Below are 19,980 nucleotides of genomic sequence, written 5' to 3' on the forward strand. Positions count from 1 at the left end.
CCCGATCTTGGCGAGTTTCCGGCTTTCCGGTAGGGCGGACCACCACATTCGCACCCGCCGACTACGGTGTCGGCGTGGAGCAGCCCAGCCCCGTCATCCCCTTGCGTCCGCTCACGTTCGGTGAGCTGCTGGACGCGGCGGTGCAGCTGCTGCGCACCAATGCCCGATTGCTCCTGATCGCCGCGTTCGTGCTGGCCGTGTGCGAGCAGGCGGTGCTGTTCCCGTTGCGTGCCGCCGCCGGCGTCGACGGCACGACGGACGTGTTCACCAGCGACGACGGCGGGCTGTGGTGGCTGGTCTTCTGCGTCGGGCTGAGCACCGAGGGCGTCGTGCTGGCGCTGCTCGGCGGGCTGACCGGTGCCGCCGCCGGGCCCGCCCTGCTCGGCACGCCGGTGCCGGCCCGCGACCTGCTGCGTCAGTGGGGGCGGCGGGCCCCGGCGCTGCTGCTGCTGGCGCTGGCCGTCGGCCTGATCCTGCTGCCGAGCGCTGTCGTGGCGCTGCCCTGGTTCTTCTTCTTCGGCGCGATCGGCCTGGCCGCGCCCGCCCTGGTGGTCGACCGGGTCGGCCCCGGCCGCGCATTGACCCGCTCGCTCAACCTCGCCCCGGTCGGGATGCGCGGGGTGGCGATCCGGCTGGGCGGTTACGGCGGCTGGGCGGCGATCCGGGTGGCGATCGGCTGGGGCACCAGCACGCTGCTGGAGACCGTGCTGCCGCACGACGCGCTGCTCAGTCAGATCACCACCGTCGCCGTGTGGATCCTGGCGAACACGGTCGTCTACGCCGCGCTCGCCTGCCTCGACGCGGTGCTCTACCTGGAGACCCGGATGCGCGTCGAGGGCCTGGACGTCGCCGTCGGCCGCTCCCGCCGGCTCGGCCGCCCCGTCGACCTGGCGCACACCGCCCTGCTCGGCTCGGTGCGGCGATGACGCGCGGCTGGGCGGAGCTGCTGCAGCTGCTCGACGACACGATCGGCGTGCCGCTGCTGGTGTTCGGCCTGCTGCTGCTGTCGGTCATCGGCGGCGCCCTGCACTACTGGTACCCGCGCTGGATCCCGACCCGGTTCCCGCGGCTGCGCCGGTCGAAGCGGGCGAAGCGCGCGAAGAAGGACACGCCGGAGCCCGAGGAGGTGCCCGAGCCGGCCGAGGAGGACCTGGCGTCGTCCGGCGACGAGCTGCCCGATCTGCCGGCGCGGGTGTTCCTGTCGCTCGCCGACCGGCTCGCCGCGGAGGGCCGCTACGCCGAGGCGGTGCGCGAGCGGCTCCGCGCGATCGTGCGCGGCCTGGCCGACCGGCGCGCGGTGGAGATCCTGCCCGGCATGACGGTCACCGAGGTGGCGCTCGCGGCGGCGGCGGTGGAGCCGGCGGTCGAGTCGCCGTTGCGCGGCGCGACCGGCGTCTTCTCCGACATCTGGTACGGCCAGGTGCCCGCCACCGCCGAGCACGACACCCTGATGCGGCAGTACGCGGCGGAGGTCGACGCATGAGGAAGGCGCGTTCCCGGCGCTGGCTGCGGCTGGCGGTGCCGCCCGTCGTGGTCCTGCTGGCCCTGCTGACGGGCGTGGTGCTGTACCAGTGGGAGCAGCCCGACGAGGACGACCCCGCGTACCTGTCGCCGGTGAGCACCGCCGGCATCGGCGCCAGCTCCCTCGCCGACGCGGTGCGGGGCGCCGGGGTCACGGTCTCCCGGGTCGGCGGCACCGCCGACGCCTTCCGCCCAGAGCACCGCGGCGACGTCACGATCCTGCTCACCACCCCGCAGTTCGTGCACCCCGAGTACCTGCGCCGGCTCGCGCTGCTGCCGGGCTCGACCCGGGTCGTGGTCATCGAGCCGAGCCGGCAGACCCTGCTGCGCGGCCAGCTGCCGATCGAGGGCAGCCGCCGGGCGTACGCCAGCGGGGTCAGCGCGCCGGGCTGCGACTTCGGGCCCGCGACCGACGCCGGCCCGGCCGCGGTGCGCCGCACCCGCTACGGACCCGTCGACACCGGTGTCGAGCGGCAGCTCGCCCGCTGCTACGACGACTCGCTCGTGCTGTTCAGCCGCGGCTGGACGACGATGGCGATCGTCGGCTCGGCCGACCCGTTCCGCAACGACCGCATCGGCGAGCACGGCAACGCCCGGCTCGCCCTCGGCCTGCTGACCGCCAGGCCGCGGCTGGTCTGGGTCGACCTGCACCACCGCGAGGCGCCGCCCGACCCGGAGCGCGACCCGGGCCTGGGCGGTCCGACGCTGCGGCCGGACCAGACGACCGGGCCGAGCCCGGCGCGGACCACCCCCTCCCGCGTGCCGACCGCGACCGCCCCCGGCGGCGCCGGCAGCGCCGGGGGCAGCGGTCCGGCCAGCTCGGCGCCGGGCGGCGAGGGGGACACGCCGGTCGCCGACCCGCCGAACCCGCTGTGGCAGGCGTTCCCGGCCTGGACCTACGTGGTCGCCGTGCTGCTCGTCGTCGCGTTCCTGCTGTACGCCCTCGCCCGGGCCCGCAGGATGGGCGGGCCGGTCGTGGAGCCGCTGCCCGTGGTGGTCCGCGCCGGCGAGACGGTCACCGGCCGCGGCCGGCTCTACCAGCGGGCCAGGGCCCGCGAGGAGTCCCTCACGACGCTGCGGGCCGCCGCGCTGAGCAGGATGGCCCGGCTGCTGCGGCTGGATCCCGGCACCGGCCGGGAGAGGGTCGTGGCCGCGGTCGCCGCGGCGAGCGGCTGGCCGCCGCACCTGGTCATGGACACGCTCTTCGGCGCCCCGCCCGAGGACGACGACTCGCTGGTCGCCGCGGCCGTCCGGCTGGAGGCCCTGGCCGAGTCCCTGGGCGCGGCCGTCACCACCGAACAACCCGACTTCTCAGAAGGAGCCCGACGGTGACCGACACCGCTATCCCGCTGGCCCAGCCGGCGCCCGAGCCGGTCGGCGACCCGCAGCACGCCCGCGCGGCCCTCGGCCGGCTGCGGGCCGAGGTCGGCAAGGTCGTCGTCGGCCAGGACGCCGTCGTGTCCGGCATGGTGATCGCCCTGCTCGCGCGCGGGCACGTGCTGCTGGAGGGTGTGCCGGGGGTGGCGAAGACGCTGCTGGTGCGCACCGTCGCCGCGGCGCTGGACCTGGACACCAAGCGGGTGCAGTTCACCCCGGACCTGATGCCGGGCGACGTCACCGGATCGCTGATCTTCGACGCCCGCACCGCCGAGTTCGAGTTCCGCGAGGGGCCGGTCTTCACCAACCTGCTGCTCGCCGACGAGATCAACCGGACACCGCCGAAGACGCAGGCGTCGCTGCTGGAGGTCATGGAGGAGCGCCAGGTCTCCGTCGAGGGCCGGGCCCGCCCGCTGCCGGACCCGTTCCTGGTCGCCGCGACCCAGAACCCGATCGAGTACGAGGGCACCTACCCGCTGCCGGAGGCGCAGCTGGACCGGTTCCTGCTGAAGCTGACCGTGCCGCTGCCGACCCGGGAGGAGGAGCTCGGCGTGCTGCGCGCCCACCACCAGGGCTTCGACCCGCGCCGGCTGCACGACGCGGGGGTGCGCGCGGTCGCGACCGCGGCCGACCTCGCCGCCGCCCGCGCCGCCGTGCAGCAGGTCGCGGTCGCCGACGGGGTGCTGGCGTACGTGGTCGACCTGTGCCGCGCGACCCGCCGGTCGCCGTCGCTGGAGCTGGGCGCGTCGCCGCGCGGCGCGACGGCGCTGCTCGCCGCGGCGAAGGCGTGGGCGTGGCTGACCGGCCGCGAGTACGTCACGCCCGACGACGTGAAGGCCCTGGCCCGCCCGACGCTGCGGCACCGGGTGCGGCTGCGGGCGGAGGCGGAGCTGGAGGGCGTCACCGCCGACGCGGTGCTCGACTCCGTGCTGGCCACGGTGCCGACCCCCCGATGACCCGCCGTCCCGCACCGCACCGGTCCGCGGCCGCGCCGGCGGGCACCGGGGGGCCCGAGTGATCACCTGGCGCCCGGCCGCCGCCGTCGCCGCCGGGACGCTGCTGCTCGCGCTGGCCGGCGTCGCCCTCGGCGACCGGGTCGGCGGGGCGTGGCTGTGGCTCGGCGCGGCGGCCCTGCTCACCGCCGTCGCCGCCGCCTGTGCCCTGGACGCCGTCGCCGCGGTGCCGCCGAAGGCGCTGACGCTGACCCGCTCCGGCCAGCGGTCGCTGTGGCTCGGCGACACGGGCACGGTCGAGCTGACCGTGCGCAACGGCGCCGGCCGGCCGTTCACCGGGCGGGTCCGCGACGCGTGGGTGCCGTCCGCCGGCGCGCACCCGACCGAGCAGGATGTGCGGATCGGGCCGGGCCGGACGGTCCGGCTGACCACGACGCTGACCCCGACGCGGCGCGGCGACCGGCCGGCGGTCCGGGTCACGCTGCGCTCCTACGGCCCGCTGCGCCTCGCGTACCGGCAGACCACCCGGCGCGCCGCGGACGCCATGACACCGCCGTGGCAGCTGCGGGTGTACCCGGCGTTCGCGTCCCGGCGGATCCTGCCGGAGAAGGTCGCCCGGCTGCGCGTGCTGGACGGCTCGGTGGTGACCCGCGGCCGCGGCCAGGGCACCGAGTTCGACACGCTGCGCGAGTACGTCATCGGCGACGACGTGCGCTCGATCGACTGGCGCGGCAGCGCCCGCCGCTCCGACGTGGTGGTGCGCAGCTGGCGGCCGGAGCGCGACCGGCGGCTCGTCTGCGTCCTGGACACGGGCCGCACCTCGGCGGCGCGCATCGGCGACGAGCCGCGCCTGGACGCGGCCATGGACGCGGCGCTGCTGCTCGCCTCCGTCGCCGCCCGGGCCGACGACCGGGTCGACCTGCTCGCCGTCGACACCGCGGTCCGCGCGTCGGTGACCAACGTGGACAAGAGCACCCTGCTGTGGCGGCTCGTCACCGCGATGGCCCCGCTGCAGCCGGCGCTGGTCGAGACGGACTTCGGCCTGGTCGCCGGGGAGATCCTGCGGCGGGAGCGCAAGCGCGCGCTGGTGGTGCTGTTCACCGCCCTGGAGCCGGGGGCGCTCGGCGACGGGCTGCTGCCGGTCCTGCCGCAGCTGGCCGCCCGGCACAAGGTCGTCGTGGCCGCGGTGCACGATCCCGAGCTGAGCCGCATGGCGCAGGTCCCGCCGGACGCCGCCGCCGAGGAGGTGTACGCCGCGGCCGCCGCCCAGCGGACCCTGGCCGAGCGGGAGCGGGTCAGCGCCGCGCTGCGCCGCCACGGCGTGGAGGTGGTCGACGCCCCGGCGGACGTGTTCGCGTCCCGGGTCACCGACCACTACCTGGCGCTCAAGGCCACCGGCCGGCTGTAGCCGCCGGGCTCAGGCCGTCGGCACGGGGGCCTCGGTCAGCTCCTCCGGCAGGTCCGTCGACTCGCCCTCCAGGTGCGCCGCGCGGCCGAGGATCACCACGTACGCGAGGAACGCCAGCCAGACCAGCGCCCCGATGACGTCCTTGACCGGCATCGGCAGGGAAGACGGCGTGAGGAAGCCCTCCAGGACGCCGCTGACCAGCAGCACCACCACGAGGCCGAGCGCGACCAGCATGCCCTCGCGGGCCGCCTCGACGAGCGCGCGGCCGCGGGTGCGCAGCGGGCCGGGCGCGATCCAGGCCCAGCCGACGCGCAGCCCGACCCCGGCGCCGACGAAGACCGCGGTCAGCTCCAGCAGACCGTGCGGCATGATCATGCCGAAGAAGACGTCGCCGCGCCCGTAGGCGATCATCACGCCGCCGGTCAGCCCGACGTTGAGCGCGTTGGTGAACAGCACGACCAGCACCGGCAGGATCAGCACGCCGCCGGCGAGGCACTCCGCGGTGAGCACCGCGTTGTTGGTCCACACGCGCAGCGTCTGGTTCTGCGACGCGAACTGGCTGTAGTAGCCGACGAAGTCGCTCTGGATCATCCTGGTGATCGTCGCGTCGTCCATGAACAGCTCGGCGACCTCGGGGTTGGCCACCACGTACCCCATGATGCCGAACGCGACGAGGCTGAACGTCGTGGCGACGGCCGACCACCACGGCCACGCCCGGTAGACGGCGAGCGGGAACCCGGCCACGAAGAAGTGCCCGACCCGCTGCCAGGAGAACGCGGGCGTGCCCGTGATCGCGTTGCGGGCCGCGAGCACCAGCCGGGACAGGCGGGCGACCAGCGCCGGGTCGGGCGAGCGGCTGCGCACGACCGACAGGTGCGTGGCGGCGCGCTGGTAGAGCGCGACCAGCTCGTCGGCCTCGGCGGCGGTCACCCGCCGGCGGCGGGCCAGCTGGTCCAGCCGCCGCCACTCGGCCGCGTGCTCCGCCACGTATGCGTCCAGATCCACGACGGCAGCGTAGACGGCCCCGGCACCCCACGCGGTCCACCGTCGCGGCGCCGCTGTTGCACACTGTTGCCCATGAGCATCGCCACCGCCCCGGAGAGCCCAGGAGACCGCCTGGTCAGCGGGGAGGCCGTCGAGCTCGACGTGCGCGTCGCCCGGCTCGGCTCGCGGGTGCTCGCCCTGATCATCGACGCCTTCGGCCAGGTGGCGCTCTTCATGTTCCTGGTCGTGCTGGCCGCGCTGTTCCGCCTGGTGAGCAGCGCCGCCGGGCTCTTCGACGACGGCCTGGGCCAGGCGGTCTTCACGGTCATCCTGGCGACCGTCACGCTGGGGTACCCGGCGTTCTTCGAGACGGTCCTGCGCGGGCGCACCCCCGGCAAGGCCGCGATGGGGCTGCGCGTGGTGCGCGACGACGGCGGGCCGGTGCGCTTCCGGCACGCGTTCACCCGGGCCCTGGTCGGCATGACCCTGGAGTGGCCCGGCCTGCTGCTGCCCGTGGTCACCTGGGTCGCGAGCCTCGGCACGATGCTCGTCGGCCGCGGCGGCAAGCGGCTCGGCGACTGGGCCGCCGGCACCATCGTCATCCACGAGCGGACCCCCGCCAGCTGGGGCTGGGTGCCGGCGATGCCGCCGCCGCTGCGCGGCTGGGCGGCCCGGCTCGACCTGACCGGCCTGGACGACAGCCTGGCGCTCGCCGTGCGGCACTTCCTGGCCCGCAACCGCGAGATCACCGAGCCGTCCCGCACGGCCCTGGGCCGCGCCCTGGCCCGCGAGGTCGCCATGTGCACGACTCCCCCGCCTCCGCCGGAGGCGCCTGGGTGGGCGTACCTGGCGGCGGTGATCGCCGAGCGCAACCGGCGGGCGAGCGTGCAGCTGGTCAAGGCCCGCGCGGCGTCGGCCAGCGTGTGGCCCGGTCTGCCCGCCGCAGGCGGCCCGCAGCTCGTCGGCCCGTTCGAGCCGGCCCCGGCGTCGCACCCGCTGCGCCCCGCCGTGCCGCGGTAGCCGCCGCGCACAGGCCGGGGCCGCCGGGACACGTGCCGCGGCCCCGGCCTGTGCGCGCAGACCGGGGCCGGGAGCGGGGCGTCCTAGACGAGCTGGACGGCCTCCGCGTAGTGGCAGGCGCTGCGGTGGCCCTGACCGCGGTCGGTCAGGGCGGGCACCTCGTTCGTGCACAGCTCGCGTTCCTGCGCGCTGAGCTGGCCGGCGAACTTCGGGCAGCGGGTGCGGAACCGGCAGCCGCTCGGCGGGTCGACCGGGCTGGGCACGTCGCCGGTGAGCAGGATCCGCTGCCGGACCCGTTCCTTGCGCGGGTCCGGCAGCGGGATCGCCGAGATGAGCGCCTGCGTGTACGGGTGCGACGCCTTCGTGAACAGGTCCTCGACCGTCGCCGTCTCCACGATGCGGCCCAGGTACATGACCGCGACGCGGTGGGCGATGTGCCGGACCACGGACAGGTCGTGGGAGACGAACAGGTAGGACAGCCCGAGCTCGCGCTGCAGGTCCTCCAGCAGGTTGATGACCCCGGCCTGGATGGAGACGTCCAGCGCGGACACCGGCTCGTCGAGGACCAGCACCTTCGGCCGCAGGGCCAGCGCGCGGGCGATGCCGATGCGCTGGCGCTGGCCGCCGGAGAACTCGTGCGGGTAGCGGTTGCCGTGCTCGGCGTTGAGCCCGACGGTCGACATCAGCTCGCGGACCTTGGCCGCGCCGCCGTCGGAGAACAGGCCGTGGATCCGCAGCGGCTCGGCGATGATCTCGAACACCGTCATGCGGGGGTCGAGTGAGGCGAACGGGTCCTGGAACACGATCTGCAGGTCGCGGCGCAGCGGCCGCATCTGCGCGCGGGACAGTTGGGCGAGATCCTTGCCCGCGTAGTGGATCTCGCCGCTGGTCGGGCGGATCAGGTTGAGCAGCAGCCGGGCCGTGGTCGACTTGCCGCACCCCGACTCGCCGACCAGGCCGAGGGTCTCGGTGGCGCCGATGTCGAAGGAGACGTCGCAGACGGCGTGCACCTCGCCGATCCGCCGGCGCAGGATGCCCCGCGAGCGGACCGGGAAGTGCTTGACCAGGTTGCGGGCCGAGATCACGGTCCCGGTCGCGGCCGGCTTGGTGAGTTCGGTCGTCATGCGGCGTCCTCCGGCGTGTCGGCGGCCAGGGCCGTGTCGGCCACCGCGACCTCTTCGGTGTCCACGTCGACGGAGGTCACCGCGAAGACGTCGGTGGCCTGCGTGTCGACGAGAGAAGTGCTGAAGTGGCAGGCCGCGGCGTGCTGGCCGCCGGGCTCGACCGGGAGCAGGTCGGGTTCGACCTCCTCGCAGACGTCCTGGGCCATCGGGCAGCGCGGCCGGAACGGGCACCCGGGCGGCAGGTTGAGCAGCGACGGCGGCGTCCCGACGATCGGGGTGAGCCGGGCGTCGCGGCCCTCGTCGACGCGGGGCAGGCTGCCCAGCAGGCCGAGGGCGTAGGGCATCCGCGGCCGGTAGAAGATGTCGTCGACGGTGCCCGACTCGACCAGCTTGCCGGCGTACATGACGCAGACCCGGTCGGCGTGCCCGGCGATGACGCCGAGGTCGTGCGTGATGAGCACCAGCGCGGCGCCGATCTCCGTGCGGGCCGCCTCGAGCGCCTCCAGGACCTGCGCCTGGACGGTGACGTCCAGCGCCGTGGTCGGCTCGTCGGCGATCATGACCTCGGGGTTGTTCGCCATCGCGATGGCGATCACGACCCGCTGGCGCATGCCGCCGGACATCTCGTGCGGGTAGTTGTTCACCCGCTGCTCCGGGAACGGGATGCCGACGACCTTGAGCAGGTCGACCGCGCGTTCCCAGGCGGCGCGCTTGCTCACGTCGTGGTGCACCAGGACGGCCTCGGCGATCTGCTTGCCGACGCTGTACACCGGGTTCAACGAGGTCAGCGGATCCTGGAAGATCATCGCCAGGTTCTTGCCGCGGATCTTGCTCATCTCGCGGTCGTTCTTGCCCAGCAGCTCCTCGCCGCGGAAGCGGGCCGAGCCGGTGATCTTCGCGGAGCTGGGCAGCAGCCCCATGAGCGCGAGCGACGTGACCGACTTGCCGGAGCCCGACTCACCGACGATGCCGAGCGTCTCGCCGCGCCGCAGCGTGTACGACACGCCCCGGACCGCCTTGACCAGGCCGTCCTCGGTGGGGAACGAGACGCTGAGGTTGTCGACCTCCAGCACGGTGTCGGTCGCGGTGGGGCGGGTGTTGAGTTCGATGGAGGTCATCGGCGCACCAGTGTCTGTCGGGGGTCGAACGCGTCGCGCAGGCCGTCACCGATGAAGTTGACGGTCAGCGCGATGAGGATGATGAACATGCCCGGGAAGTAGAACAGCCACGGCTGGTCCTGCACGGAGAGCTTGGCGTCGTTGATGAGCAGGCCCAGGGAGGTGTCCGGGCGCTGCACGCCGAAGCCGATGAAGGACAGCGCGGTCTCGGCGAGGATCGTGGTGGCGATCATCACCGTGGCCGCGACGATGATCGTGCCGAGGGCGTTGGGCAGCAGGTGCCGGACGATGATGCGCAGGTCGCTCGCGCCCATCGCCTTGGCCGCCTCGACGAACTCCTGCTCGCGCAGCGACAGCACCACGCCGCGGACGACCCGGGAGACGCCGGCCCAGGCCAGGAACGACAGCACGAGGGCGAGCCCCCACCAGCTGGCGCCGCCCTGGAAGTTGACCGACAGGGTCACCGCGATCGCGATGCTGGGCAGGGTCAGCACCACGTCGGCGATGCGCATGAGCAGCCCGTCCACCCGGCCACGGTAGAAGCCGGCGACGGCGCCCCACAGCGCGCCGAAGGTGGTCGCGATCAGCGCGACGAGCAGCGAGATCTTCAGCGACTGCTGGGTGCCGCGCATGCTCTGGCCGAGAAGGTCGTGGCCGGCCTGGTCGGTGCCGAGCGGATACTGCGCCGACGGCGGGGAGAAGCTCGGGCCGTCGATGTAGGCGTAGTCGTACTTCCACAGCAGCGGCCCGACGAACGCGAACAGCACGATGAGCAGGAACAGCACGAGGCTGCCGACGGCGAGCCGGTGCCGCAGGAAGCGGCGCAGCACCAGCTCGAGCTGGCTGCGCTGGCGCGTGGTCAGGACGGGGGTGGTCTCGGGGGCCTTGGTGACCAGTGAGCTACTCATAGCGGATCCTCGGGTCCAGCACGGCGTAGAGGAGGTCGGCGATGATGTTGAAGACGATCACCACGAGGCCGGAGACGAGCAGCCAGCCGAGCAGCGAGTTGACGTCCCGCCGGGTGACGGACTCCAGCAGGTAGGTGCCCATGCCGGACCAGTTGAAGACGGTCTCGGTGATCACCGCGCCGCCGAAGATCCCGCCGATGTCGACGGCCGTGATGGTGGCGAGGGGGATCAGCGCGGTCCGCAGCGCGTGGCGGATCATGACCTGCCGGCGGCGCAGCCCCTTGGATCGGGCCAGCCGCACGTAGTCGCTGTTGAGCACCTCGAGCATCGCGCTGCGCTGGTACCGGCTCCAGGCCGCGTACGTGATCAGCGTCAGCGAGATGGTGGGCAGCACCATGTGCCCCGCGATGTCGGTGATCTTGCCCCACGTGTCGAACGTGTCGTGGTTGTAGTCCTGATCGCCGAGCGTGTAGAAGACCTGGGATCCGGTGCTCTGGTTGTACGCGACGCCGGCCTCCTTGAGCAGCAGCGCCAGCCAGAACGACGGGATGGACAGGGCGAGGAAGCCGACGAAGGTGAAGCCGTAGTCGATCTTGCTGTACTGCTTGACGGCGCTCAGCACGCCGGAGATCACGGCCAGGAGCACGGCCAGCAGCATGGCGACGAAGACCAGGCGCAGGGTGACCCAGAGCCGGTCACCGAGCTGGTCGCCGATGTTGATGGTCTTCTCGGTGGACTGGCCGAAGTCGCCGTGCAGGACGAGGTTGCCGAGCCAGTTCACGTACCGCTCCACCAGGGGCTTGTCGAGGCCCAGCCGGTGGGCCTCCAACTGCCTGGTCTCCAGCGGCACCGGTGGGTTGCGCGCTTCCATGTCGTCGATGGGGTTGCCCGAGAACGAGGCGACGACGAACACGAATATCGAGGCGGCGATGAGCACCGGGATTCCGATCAGGAGCCGGCGCACCGCATAGGCGATCATGAGTTTCCTCCGCTGTTCGCAGGTGCGGGAAGACCCCGGACGCCGGTCGGCGTCCGGGGTCCCCGTCGATCCGGCGCGTCAGGCCGCTTTCTGGCCCCACTCCTGGATGTTGTACGTCGGGCTCCACTGCGTGGCGTTGTCGCGGATGTTGACGTAGTCCGAGTACGTGAACGTCAGCGTGGGCTTCTGGGCCAGCGGCAGGACATAGGCGTCCTTGACCATGAGCTCGTTGCCCTGGTTGATCAGGTCGGCGGCCTTCTTCGGGTCGAGCGACCGGGCGCCCTCGTTGGTCAGCTTGTCGACCTCGGCGTTGGAGTAGCTGCCGTAGTTGCCGCCGTTGCCGGTGACCCAGTTCTGCTCGGCCGAGCCCTGGAAGAGCGGGCTGCCGACCCAGGCGAAGATGATCATGTCGTAGTCGGCGGACGAGAGCGTCTTGCCCAGCGTCTCGGTGACCTCGATCTTGATGTCCAGACCGATGTTCTTCAGCGCGGCCTGGACCAGCTCGCCGGTCGTGGCGCGCAGCTGGTTGCCCTTGGTGTGGCGGAAGCGCAGCGACGGCACGGCCTCGCCGGTCTTCGTGATCAGCTTGCCGTTCTCGATCTTGTAACCGGCGTCGGTGAGGATCTTCTTGGCCTTCTCGATGTCGCCGGAGCCCTGGCCCGTCGGGGTGACGAAGTCCTTGTAGTTCGGGTCACCCGGGAAGAAGTTGTGGCTGCCCAGCGGCTTGGCCGCCTTGTCGAACACGCCGTAGGTCTTGTCGATGACCGACTTGACGTTGATCGCGGTGAAGATCGCCTGGCGCAGCGCGACGTCGGCCAGGTACTTGTTCTTCAGGTTCAGGTCCAGGTGCTCCCACTGGTACCCGTGGCCGATGCGGTAGATCACGCCGGGCGTCTCGGCCGCGCCGTTCACCAGCGCCGCGTTCGGCTGCGGCGACATGCCGGTGATCTCCTTGTTGCGCAGGGCCGGGATGACGCTGCCCTGGTCGACGATGAACTTGAAGACGACCTTGTCCAGCGACGGCTTGACCTTGCCGTACCACTTGTCGTTCTTCTTGAGCACCAGCGACTGGTCCTTGTTGAACGTGTCGATCAGCAGCGGGCCACCGGACCAGGTCGGCACGGTCTCGCTGAACCAGTTCGAGGCGCTGTTGACGCCCTCCGGCTTGTTCAGGTCGAAGCCCTGCTTGGTCGCGAGGTGGGCCGGGTAGAGGCCGTCGGTGGAGTAGAGGCCCTTCCAGTCGGCGTAGGTCTTGCCCTCCTCGAAGGTGACCGTGACGGTCTTGCCGTTGTCCGACCCGACGATGCTCTTGACCAGGTCATAGCCGGAGGTGCTGGCCGGCGTGCACTCGGAGCAGTGCTCCTTCTTGCCGGAGTTCCACTTCCAGCCGAGGATGAAGTCGTCGGCGCTGATGGCCGTGCCGTCACTCCACACCGCGTCGGGCTTGATCTTGTAGACCACCGTCTGCGGGTTCTGGTTCGTGAGCTCGGCCGAGGCCAGCAGGTCGGCGTTGAGCTGGAGCTGACCGCTCGGGTCGGACTTGAAGGGCTGCGGGAGGACGCCCGACAGGGCCTGTGCCGCGACGAGCGTGTTGCCCTCTTCGGTGTTGACGTTCCAGCTGGTGAAGCTCTGCTCGAGGCCGAAGATGTATTCGCCGCCCGGCTTGGTGTTGCCACTGTTGCAGGTGTTCGGGCTCTTCTCACAGTCGGCGAAACCGGCGTTGGACGTCGGCGTCTCCTTGTTGCTCTCACTCCCGCCACCGCAGGCGGTCAACGTGAGCAGCGAAGCCGCCGCGACCGCGATGAGGCCGGTGAGCCCCTTCGATCTCGTGCGCATGTCTCCTCCAGTCAGGAACGACAGCCCTGGCCACGATGGAGTCCGCGGTCGCGGGCACGACCGTGGGCCAACCAGGCTGCGTTGTGGTGCCTAAAGGAAACGACGCGCGGGGCTACCTGCATAGAGGATGTAGAGATTCGTAACTGTCCCGTTATGCGGACTGTTGCCTGACCATTTGGACAACGAAACGGACGTTCCGAAGTCCCTATGTTACAGATGGTGAAATTAGATCTTGCTGACTTGCGCCCGAAATATCCGAGAAACACACCTTCAAATGTGTCGAATCTACGCGAAGAGTGCCCGACCCCAGTAGTCGTCGGCCGCACGGATGCCCGGAGGGCACGCGAACAAACCACTTGACACGTGGCGGATGTACTCGTTGAGCGAGTCCTGCCGCGCGAGACGGGTCTGCACGGGCACGAACTGCCGGCGTGGATCACGCTGGTAGGCGATGAAGAACAGCCCGGCGTCGAGGCGGCCGAGCCCGTCCGAGCCGTCGACGAAGTTGTAGCCGCGGCGCAGCAGCCGGGCCCCCTCGTTGGCGTCCGGGTGCGCGAGCCGCACATGGGCGTCCGCGGCGATGAGCGGCTGGCCGTCGGCGCCCTTCGCGGCGAACTGCGGCTCGTCGAACTCACCCTTGCCGCCCAGCGGCGCGCCCTCGCCCTTGTTCCGCCCGATGATCGCCTCCTGCTCGCCGAGCGAGGTGCGGTCCCAGGTCTCGATGAGCATGCGGATCTTGCGGGTGACGACGTACGAGCCGCCCGTCATCCACTCCGCGCCGTCACCCGGCTGCACCCACAGCTGGTCCTTGAGCAGCTGGGTGTCCTCGGCCTTGAGGTTGGCGGTGCCGTCCTTGAAGCCGAACAGGTTGCGGGCGGTCACCTGGCCGCGGGAGGTCGAGGAGGTGCGCCCGAAGCCCAGCTGCGTCCACCGGACGCTGACCACGCCGAAGCCGATGCGGGCGAGGTTGCGCACCGCGTGCACGGCCACCTGCGGGTCGTGCGCGCACGCCTGGATGCAGATGTCGCCGCCGGAGATCTCCGGCTTGAGCGCGTCCTTGGCGAAGCGCGGCAGGTCGGCCAGGGCGGCGGGGCGGCGGTCCGCGATGCCGAAGCGGTCCTTGCCGTCGGCGGTGCGAAACAGCGTCGGCCCGAAGCCGATGGTGAGGGTGAGGCCGGACGGCGGCAGGCCGAGCGCCTCGCCCGTGTCGTCCGGCGCCGCCTCCGGGGCGCCGTTGACCGCGCCGATGCTGCCGGCGTCGCGGCCCTGCGTCATCCGCGCGGCGGCGTGGGTCCACTTCTCCAGCAGCTCGACGAGCTCGGCCTTCTTGTCGGTGATGACGTCGAAGGCGACGAAGTGCAGCCGGTCCTGGGCGGGGGTGACGATGCCCGCCTGGTGCTCGCCGTAGAACGGGATCGCCGCACCCGCGTCCGCGGCCTGCGCCGGATGCGTGGCGCCGTCGATCAGCGTCGCGCCGGCCACGCCCGCGGCCGCGGCACCGATGGCGCCGGCGCCGGCGAGCCCGAGCATCTTGCGTCGATCCATCGTGCGTCCCTTCCGTGGGTGCGGTGCCGGGGTGCGGTGCGGGTGCGGTCCCGGCCTCGCGGCCGGGACCGTGCCGGCCTACTTGCCGGCGACCAGCGGGGCGACCTTGCTGATCGGCTCGGCGAGCGCGTTGATCGCGTCGCCGAGGGCCTTCAGGTCGCCCTCGGACAGCTCGTTGTGGAACTTCCAGCCGTCGCCCTTGCGGTGCTTGTCCAGCTCGGCCTGGGCCGCGGCGAACTTCTCGTCGAGGGTCTTGGCCAGGGCCGCGTCCTTCTCCTCGATCACCGGGCGGAGCGCGGCGATCGCGGCGCGGGAGCCTTCGAGGTTGGCCGCGAAGTCCCACAGGTCGGTGTGCGACCAGATGTCCTCCTCACCGGTGATCTTGCCGGTGGCGACCTCGTCCAGCAGCTCCTTGGCGCCGTTGGCCAGGTTCAGCGGCGACAGCTGCACGCTGTTGGACTTCTCGACGATCGTCTTGACATCGGCGAGCAGCTTGTCGGCGGTCGGGCCGGACTTGCTGATGTCCTTGGTGACCCAGAGGTCCTTCTCGATCTTGTGGAAGCCGGTCCACTCCTGGCCCGTCTCCAGGTCCGCCTCGCGGGCGTCGATGGCCGGGTCGAGGTCGCCGAAGCTCTCCGCGACCGGCTCGATGCGCTCCCAGTACGTGCGGGCGATCGGGAAGAGCGCCTTGGCCTTCTCGATGTCGCCGGCCTTGACCGCGTCGACGAACTCGGTGGTCTTGTCGATCAGCGCGCCGGTCTGGCTCTTCACGTAGCGCTGGTAGTCCTGCGCCGCCTGGGCGAGCTTCGCGTCGTCGGTGAGCGGCTTGGTCTCGCCGGTGGCCTTGAAGCCGCCGCGGATGCCCTTGCCGCTCATGCCGGGTTTGCAGGCCGTCTCGTAGGTGCCGGCGGGCAGCTCGACGATGAGCTCGCGGCTCAGGCCGGGCGCCACGTTCTCGACCTCGCCCATGATCCGGTCACCGGAGGCGAACACGTAGAACTCGGTGACCTTGCTGCCCTTGTTGCTGACCGCGAACGTCACGGCGCCGGCCGCGACCTCGGTCTTCTCGACCTTGCACTCGGTGTCGGTGGCGGTCACGGCGATCTTGCCGTTGCCGCCGGCCGCCGGCTTGGCGTCGCCGGTGCCGTCACCGCCGCCGCAGCCACCGAGGGTCAGCGCGGCCGCCGTGCCGGCGCTCACCGCGATCAAGGCTGAAATACGCATGGTTCTCCTACGAAAGGGGTGAGGCGCTCAGGCTCAGGCCGACGTGCTGACCGGCTGGGACGCCGGCGTCGGGGTCTTCTTCAGCAGCGGCAGCAGGAACAGGACCAGGACCGGGATGCCGTAGCCGAGCCAGGCGACGGTCTCCAGCACGGTCGGCTGCGGCGTGATGTTGAACATGCCGCGCAGCAGCTCGGCATACCAGGTGTCCGGCGGCAGCGCCCCGGTCACGTCGTACGCGTGCGTGTTGATGCCCGGCAGGACACCGCTCTCCTGCAGGTCGTGCACGCCGTACTTGAAGATCCCGGCGGCGACGAGGACCAGCAGCGCGCCGGTCCAGGTGAAGAAGCGGGTCAGGTTGATGCGCACGGCGCTGGCGTAGAGCAGCCAGCCGAGCACGACCGAGGTGAGCAGCCCGAGGCTGATGCCGATCAGCGGCTCGGCGGAGTCCTTCGTGCCCTGCGCCGCGGCGTAGAAGAGGATCGAGGTCTCCAGGCCCTCGCGGATCACCGCGAGGAACGCCATGCCGGCGATCGCCCAGGCACCGACCTGGATCGCCTCCTCGAGCCGGCCGCGCAGCTCGGCGCCCATCCGGCGGGCCATCCGGCGCATCCAGAAGATCATCCAGGTGACGAAGATGACGGCGGCGAAGGAGGCGCACGCCTCGAACAGCTCCTGGTGCTCGAAGCTCAGCGTCGCCGCGCCCGCCTCCAGCAGGGCGGCGAAGCCGACGGACAGCAGCACCGCGGCCGCGACGCCGGCCCAGACGAACTTCAGCAGGTGCTTGCGGTCGCTCTTGACCAGGAAGGCGACGAGAATCGAGACCACCAGGGTGATCTCGAGCCCTTCGCGCAGGCCGATCAGGTAGATGGCGGTCATTCGAGCGCTCCGCAGGTTAGCCGAACCTTACTTAGGTCAGCGTTACCTTACCGGCCGGCCGCCGGGTTCTACAAGTTGTAGAGGGGCCCCGCGAAACGACACAGGGCCCGGCCGCCGCAGCGACCGAGCCCTGTGCGCGCTGGTGTCAGTAGCGGTAGTGGTCCGGCTTGAAGGGACCCTCCACCGGGATGCCGAGGTACTCGGCCTGCTTCTTGGTCAGCTCGGTGAGCTTGACGCCCAGGGCGTCCAGGTGCAGCCGGGCGACCTTCTCGTCGAGGTGCTTCGGCAGCGTGTAGACGCCGATCGGGTACTGCTCCAGCTTGGTGAACAGCTCGATCTGCGCGATGACCTGGTTGGCGAAGCTGTTGGACATCACGAAGCTCGGGTGGCCGGTCGCGTTGCCCAGGTTCAGCAGGCGGCCCTCCGACAGCACGATGATCGAGTGGCCGTCGTCGAACTTCCACTCGTCGACCTGCGGCTTGATCTGGATCCGCGTGACGTCGGACCGCTTGGCCAGCCCGGCCATGTCGATCTCGTTGTCGAAGTGGCCGATGTTGCCGACGATCGCCTGGTGCTTCATCTGCGCCATGTGCTCGGCGGTGATGACGTCGAGGCAGCCGGTCGCGGTGATGAAGATGTCGGCGGTCGAGACGACGTCCTCGATCGTGGCGACCTGGTAGCCGTCCATCGCGGCCTGCAGCGCGCAGATCGGGTCGACCTCGGTCACGATGACCCGGGCACCCTGGCCGCGCAGCGACTCCGCGCAGCCCTTGCCCACGTCGCCGTAGCCGAACACGACCGCGACCTTGCCGCCGATCAGCACGTCGGTGGCGCGGTTGATGCCGTCGATGAGCGAGTGGCGGCAGCCGTACTTGTTGTCGAACTTCGACTTGGTGACCGAGTCGTTGACGTTGATCGCCGGGAAGAGCAGCGTGCCCTGCTGCTGCATCTCGTAGAGGCGGTGCACGCCGGTGGTGGTCTCCTCGGTGACGCCCTTGATGCCGGCGGCGATCTTGGTCCAGCGGCGGTTGTCCTCGGCGAGGGACGTGTGCAGCAGGCCGAGGATGACCGCGTACTCCTCCGAGTCGGCGGTGTCGACCGCGGGGACCGCGCCGAGGCCCTCGAACTCGGCACCCTTGTGCACGAGCAGCGTGGCGTCGCCGCCGTCGTCGAGGATCATGTTGGGGCCCTCACCGTCCGGCCACAGCAGGACCTGCTCGGTGCACCACCAGTACTCCTCCAGGGTCTCGCCCTTCCAGGCGTAGACCGGGATGCCGGCCGGCTGCTCCGGCGTGCCCTCGGGGCCGACCGCGATGGCGGCGGCCGCGTGGTCCTGGGTGGAGAAGATGTTGCAGCTGGCCCAGCGCACCTGCGCGCCGAGCGCCGCGAGGGTCTCGATCAGCACCGCGGTCTGGATCGTCATGTGCAGCGAGCCGGTGATCCGCGCGCCCCGCAGCGGCTGCGACGCGGCGAACTCTCGGCGGATCGCCATCAGACCGGGCATCTCGTGCTCGGCGAGCTGGATCTCTTTGCGCCCGAAGGCCGCCAGGGAAAGATCGGCCACCTTGAAGTCGCCCTCGGCGACGGTCTTCGGGCGGTTCGCCTGGTCGGTCCGCGGCGGCAGCGTGCTGGTCATGCAGTCTCCTGGTCTGTGGGCCGGATGTGAACCTGGGCCCGTCCCGGGCCGCGCTGATCGACCAGACGCGGCCAAGGGCCCAGAGCGGCGCGACTCTTACGGTACGCGGCAGCGCTCGAGGAACGCTCACCGGCCTTTGGACAGCGCACGGGGCGGTGAGATCGCTCTCACCGCCCCGTGCTTCCCCCCGGTTTGGTTCCCCCGCATGAGGCTCGGACTCAGTTCCGAACCCTGCGTAGCCAGAACACTACTCTCTGCTAGCTCAATGTCAAGACGAATCCGGACAAGTCAGCGCTTTTTCGGTTGCGGTTTCCGCCGGTACCGCCGGCTACGGCGTGGCGGCCTGGAAGACCTCGCCCTCGCCGCTGACCGCGAGCGCGCCCCGGGACGCGGGCGCGAACGCCGCCTCGCCCGCGGCGAGCGTGACCGGCACCACGCCGTCGTCGATCCGCACCGCCCCGCGCACGCACAGCACGATCCGCGGCCCGCCGCCGGGCAGCCGGACCGCCGTCGTGCCCGCGTCGGCCGGATCGAGCACCGCCCGGTGCAGGGTGAAGTCCTCGACCGGCACCGGCCACGTGACCAGCCCCGGCCCGAGGTCGACCGGCCGGGTGACCGGGTCGTCGAGCACCTCGAAGCGCAGCACCCGCAGCAGCTCGTCCACGTCGACGTGCTTCGGGGTCAGCCCGCCGCGCAGCACGTTGTCCGACGCCGCCATGATCTCCACGCCGACGCCGCGCAGGTAGGCGTGCAGGTTCCCGGCGGGCATCCAGACCGCCTCGCCCGGCCGCAGCCGGACCCGGTTGAGCAGCATCGCGACGATGACCCCGGCGTCGCCCGGGTACTGCTCGGCGAGCTCGGGCGCGAGCGAGTACGCCCCGCCGCGGGCGGCGCAGGCGGCCACGACCTCGTCGACCAGCCGCGAGTCCGGCTTGCCGAGCAGGCCGCGCACCGCGTCGTGCAGCGCGGCGGCCTTGTCCTGCTGACGCAGCGCGCCGACCGTCTCCTCCAGCCCGGCCACGTCGAGCGCGGCGAGGTCGGCGGCGGTGACGGCCGGGTCGCGGAAGCCGCACAGCGCGTCGAAGTCGGTCAGCGCGACCAGCATCTCCGGCTTGTGCCACGCGTCCACGTAGGACGGGTGCCCGGCCGCGTGCGCCTCCCGGGCCTGGGCGAGGGTCGGGTGCGCCTGCAGCGACAGCGGCTGGGCCGCCGCGAGGACTTTGAGCAGGAACGGCAGCCGGGGCCCGAACCGGGCCACGCCCGACGCGCCGAGCAGGCCCTCGGGGTCCGCGGCGATCGCGTCCACCAGGGACGTGCCGCTCACCGCCAGCCGGGACGGGCTCGCCGGGTGCGCGCCCATCCACAGCTCGGCCTCGGGCTCGGCGGCCGGCGACGGCCGGCCCTGCAACGCGGCGATCGCGCTGCGCGAACCCCACGCGTACTTCCGGATCGGGCTGTCGAGCAGCTCCAC

17 protein-coding genes are annotated in these 19,980 nt (G+C 71.8%); 6 read left to right on the top strand and 11 right to left on the bottom strand.

Features of this window, described 5'->3' with window-relative positions:
• The first annotated feature begins 74 nt into the window (after window positions 1-74).
• The 5 genes from OP18_RS41040 (at window position 75) to OP18_RS41060 (ending at window position 5,259) form a co-directional block, all read left to right on the top strand.
• Window positions 75-926, top strand: a complete 852-nt coding sequence (locus OP18_RS41040) for a hypothetical protein (protein ID WP_033364614.1) — start codon at window positions 75-77, stop codon at window positions 924-926.
• Entirely contained in the window at window positions 923-1,483 is a 561-nt protein-coding gene (locus OP18_RS41045) for a DUF4129 domain-containing protein (protein ID WP_033364615.1), read from the top strand. The genes OP18_RS41040 and OP18_RS41045 overlap by 4 nt, the downstream gene beginning before the upstream one ends.
• Window positions 1,480-2,853 carry a DUF4350 domain-containing protein gene (locus OP18_RS41050; RefSeq protein ID WP_052388096.1) on the top strand — a complete coding sequence of 458 codons (1,374 nt, stop codon included), beginning with the start codon at window positions 1,480-1,482 and terminating at the stop codon, window positions 2,851-2,853. Before OP18_RS41045 ends, OP18_RS41050 begins: the two co-directional genes overlap by 4 nt.
• A 17-nt stretch (window positions 2,854-2,870) precedes the next feature.
• Window positions 2,871-3,854 (top strand): AAA family ATPase, encoded by a 984-nt coding sequence (locus tag OP18_RS41055; RefSeq protein WP_245635704.1) that lies wholly within the window; start codon window positions 2,871-2,873, stop codon window positions 3,852-3,854.
• Window positions 3,855-3,915: 61 nt separating this feature from the next.
• Entirely contained in the window at window positions 3,916-5,259 is a 1,344-nt protein-coding gene (locus OP18_RS41060) for a DUF58 domain-containing protein (protein WP_081971551.1), read from the top strand.
• Between the two features lie 9 nt (window positions 5,260-5,268).
• Here OP18_RS41060 and OP18_RS41065 read toward each other — a convergent pair whose 3' ends face one another.
• Window positions 5,269-6,264, bottom strand: a complete 996-nt coding sequence (locus tag OP18_RS41065; protein ID WP_033364618.1) for a stage II sporulation protein M — start codon at window positions 6,262-6,264, stop codon at window positions 5,269-5,271.
• A gap of 72 nt (window positions 6,265-6,336) precedes the next feature.
• Between OP18_RS41065 and OP18_RS41070 the strand changes: the two genes are divergently transcribed.
• Window positions 6,337-7,263, top strand: a complete 927-nt coding sequence (locus tag OP18_RS41070; RefSeq protein WP_052388097.1) for an RDD family protein — start codon at window positions 6,337-6,339, stop codon at window positions 7,261-7,263.
• Window positions 7,264-7,346: 83 nt separating this feature from the next.
• Here the strand turns inward: OP18_RS41070 and OP18_RS41075 are convergent, their stop codons facing one another.
• From OP18_RS41075 to manA, 10 genes are all read right to left on the bottom strand, one after another.
• The gene (locus tag OP18_RS41075) at window positions 7,347-8,387 is read right to left on the bottom strand and encodes an ABC transporter ATP-binding protein (protein ID WP_033364619.1); all 1,041 of its coding nucleotides are present in this window, start codon (window positions 8,385-8,387) and stop codon (window positions 7,347-7,349) included.
• Window positions 8,384-9,505 carry an ABC transporter ATP-binding protein gene (locus OP18_RS41080; RefSeq protein WP_052388098.1) on the bottom strand — a complete coding sequence of 374 codons (1,122 nt, stop codon included), beginning with the start codon at window positions 9,503-9,505 and terminating at the stop codon, window positions 8,384-8,386. Before OP18_RS41080 ends, OP18_RS41075 begins: the two co-directional genes overlap by 4 nt.
• Window positions 9,502-10,413 (bottom strand): ABC transporter permease, encoded by a 912-nt coding sequence (locus OP18_RS41085; RefSeq protein ID WP_033364620.1) that lies wholly within the window; start codon window positions 10,411-10,413, stop codon window positions 9,502-9,504. Before OP18_RS41085 ends, OP18_RS41080 begins: the two co-directional genes overlap by 4 nt.
• Complete coding sequence (locus OP18_RS41090; protein ID WP_033364621.1) at window positions 10,406-11,392, bottom strand: ABC transporter permease; 987 nt, start codon at window positions 11,390-11,392, stop codon at window positions 10,406-10,408. Before OP18_RS41090 ends, OP18_RS41085 begins: the two co-directional genes overlap by 8 nt.
• Before the next feature lie 78 nt (window positions 11,393-11,470).
• Window positions 11,471-13,228, bottom strand: a complete 1,758-nt coding sequence (locus tag OP18_RS41095) for an ABC transporter family substrate-binding protein (RefSeq protein ID WP_033364622.1) — start codon at window positions 13,226-13,228, stop codon at window positions 11,471-11,473.
• A gap of 285 nt (window positions 13,229-13,513) precedes the next feature.
• Window positions 13,514-14,773: an iron uptake transporter deferrochelatase/peroxidase subunit gene (gene efeB, locus OP18_RS41100; RefSeq protein WP_033364623.1), complete on the bottom strand. Its 1,260-nt coding sequence runs from the start codon at window positions 14,771-14,773 to the stop codon at window positions 13,514-13,516.
• 78 nt (window positions 14,774-14,851) lie between these two features.
• Window positions 14,852-15,997 carry an iron uptake system protein EfeO gene (efeO, locus tag OP18_RS41105; protein ID WP_033364624.1) on the bottom strand — a complete coding sequence of 382 codons (1,146 nt, stop codon included), beginning with the start codon at window positions 15,995-15,997 and terminating at the stop codon, window positions 14,852-14,854.
• Between the two features lie 33 nt (window positions 15,998-16,030).
• On the bottom strand, window positions 16,031-16,873 hold the full coding sequence (efeU, locus tag OP18_RS41110; protein ID WP_033364625.1) for an iron uptake transporter permease EfeU: 843 nt from the start codon (window positions 16,871-16,873) through the stop codon (window positions 16,031-16,033).
• A 145-nt stretch (window positions 16,874-17,018) separates the two neighbouring features.
• A complete protein-coding gene (gene ahcY, locus OP18_RS41115) occupies window positions 17,019-18,509 on the bottom strand; it encodes an adenosylhomocysteinase (protein WP_033364626.1) in 1,491 nt (496 codons plus the stop codon).
• Between the two features lie 328 nt (window positions 18,510-18,837).
• A complete protein-coding gene (gene manA / locus OP18_RS41120; protein ID WP_033364627.1) occupies window positions 18,838-19,980 on the bottom strand; it encodes a mannose-6-phosphate isomerase, class I in 1,143 nt (380 codons plus the stop codon).

The organism is Dactylosporangium aurantiacum, from assembly GCF_000716715.1.
Classification (GTDB): domain Bacteria; phylum Actinomycetota; class Actinomycetes; order Mycobacteriales; family Micromonosporaceae; genus Dactylosporangium; species Dactylosporangium aurantiacum.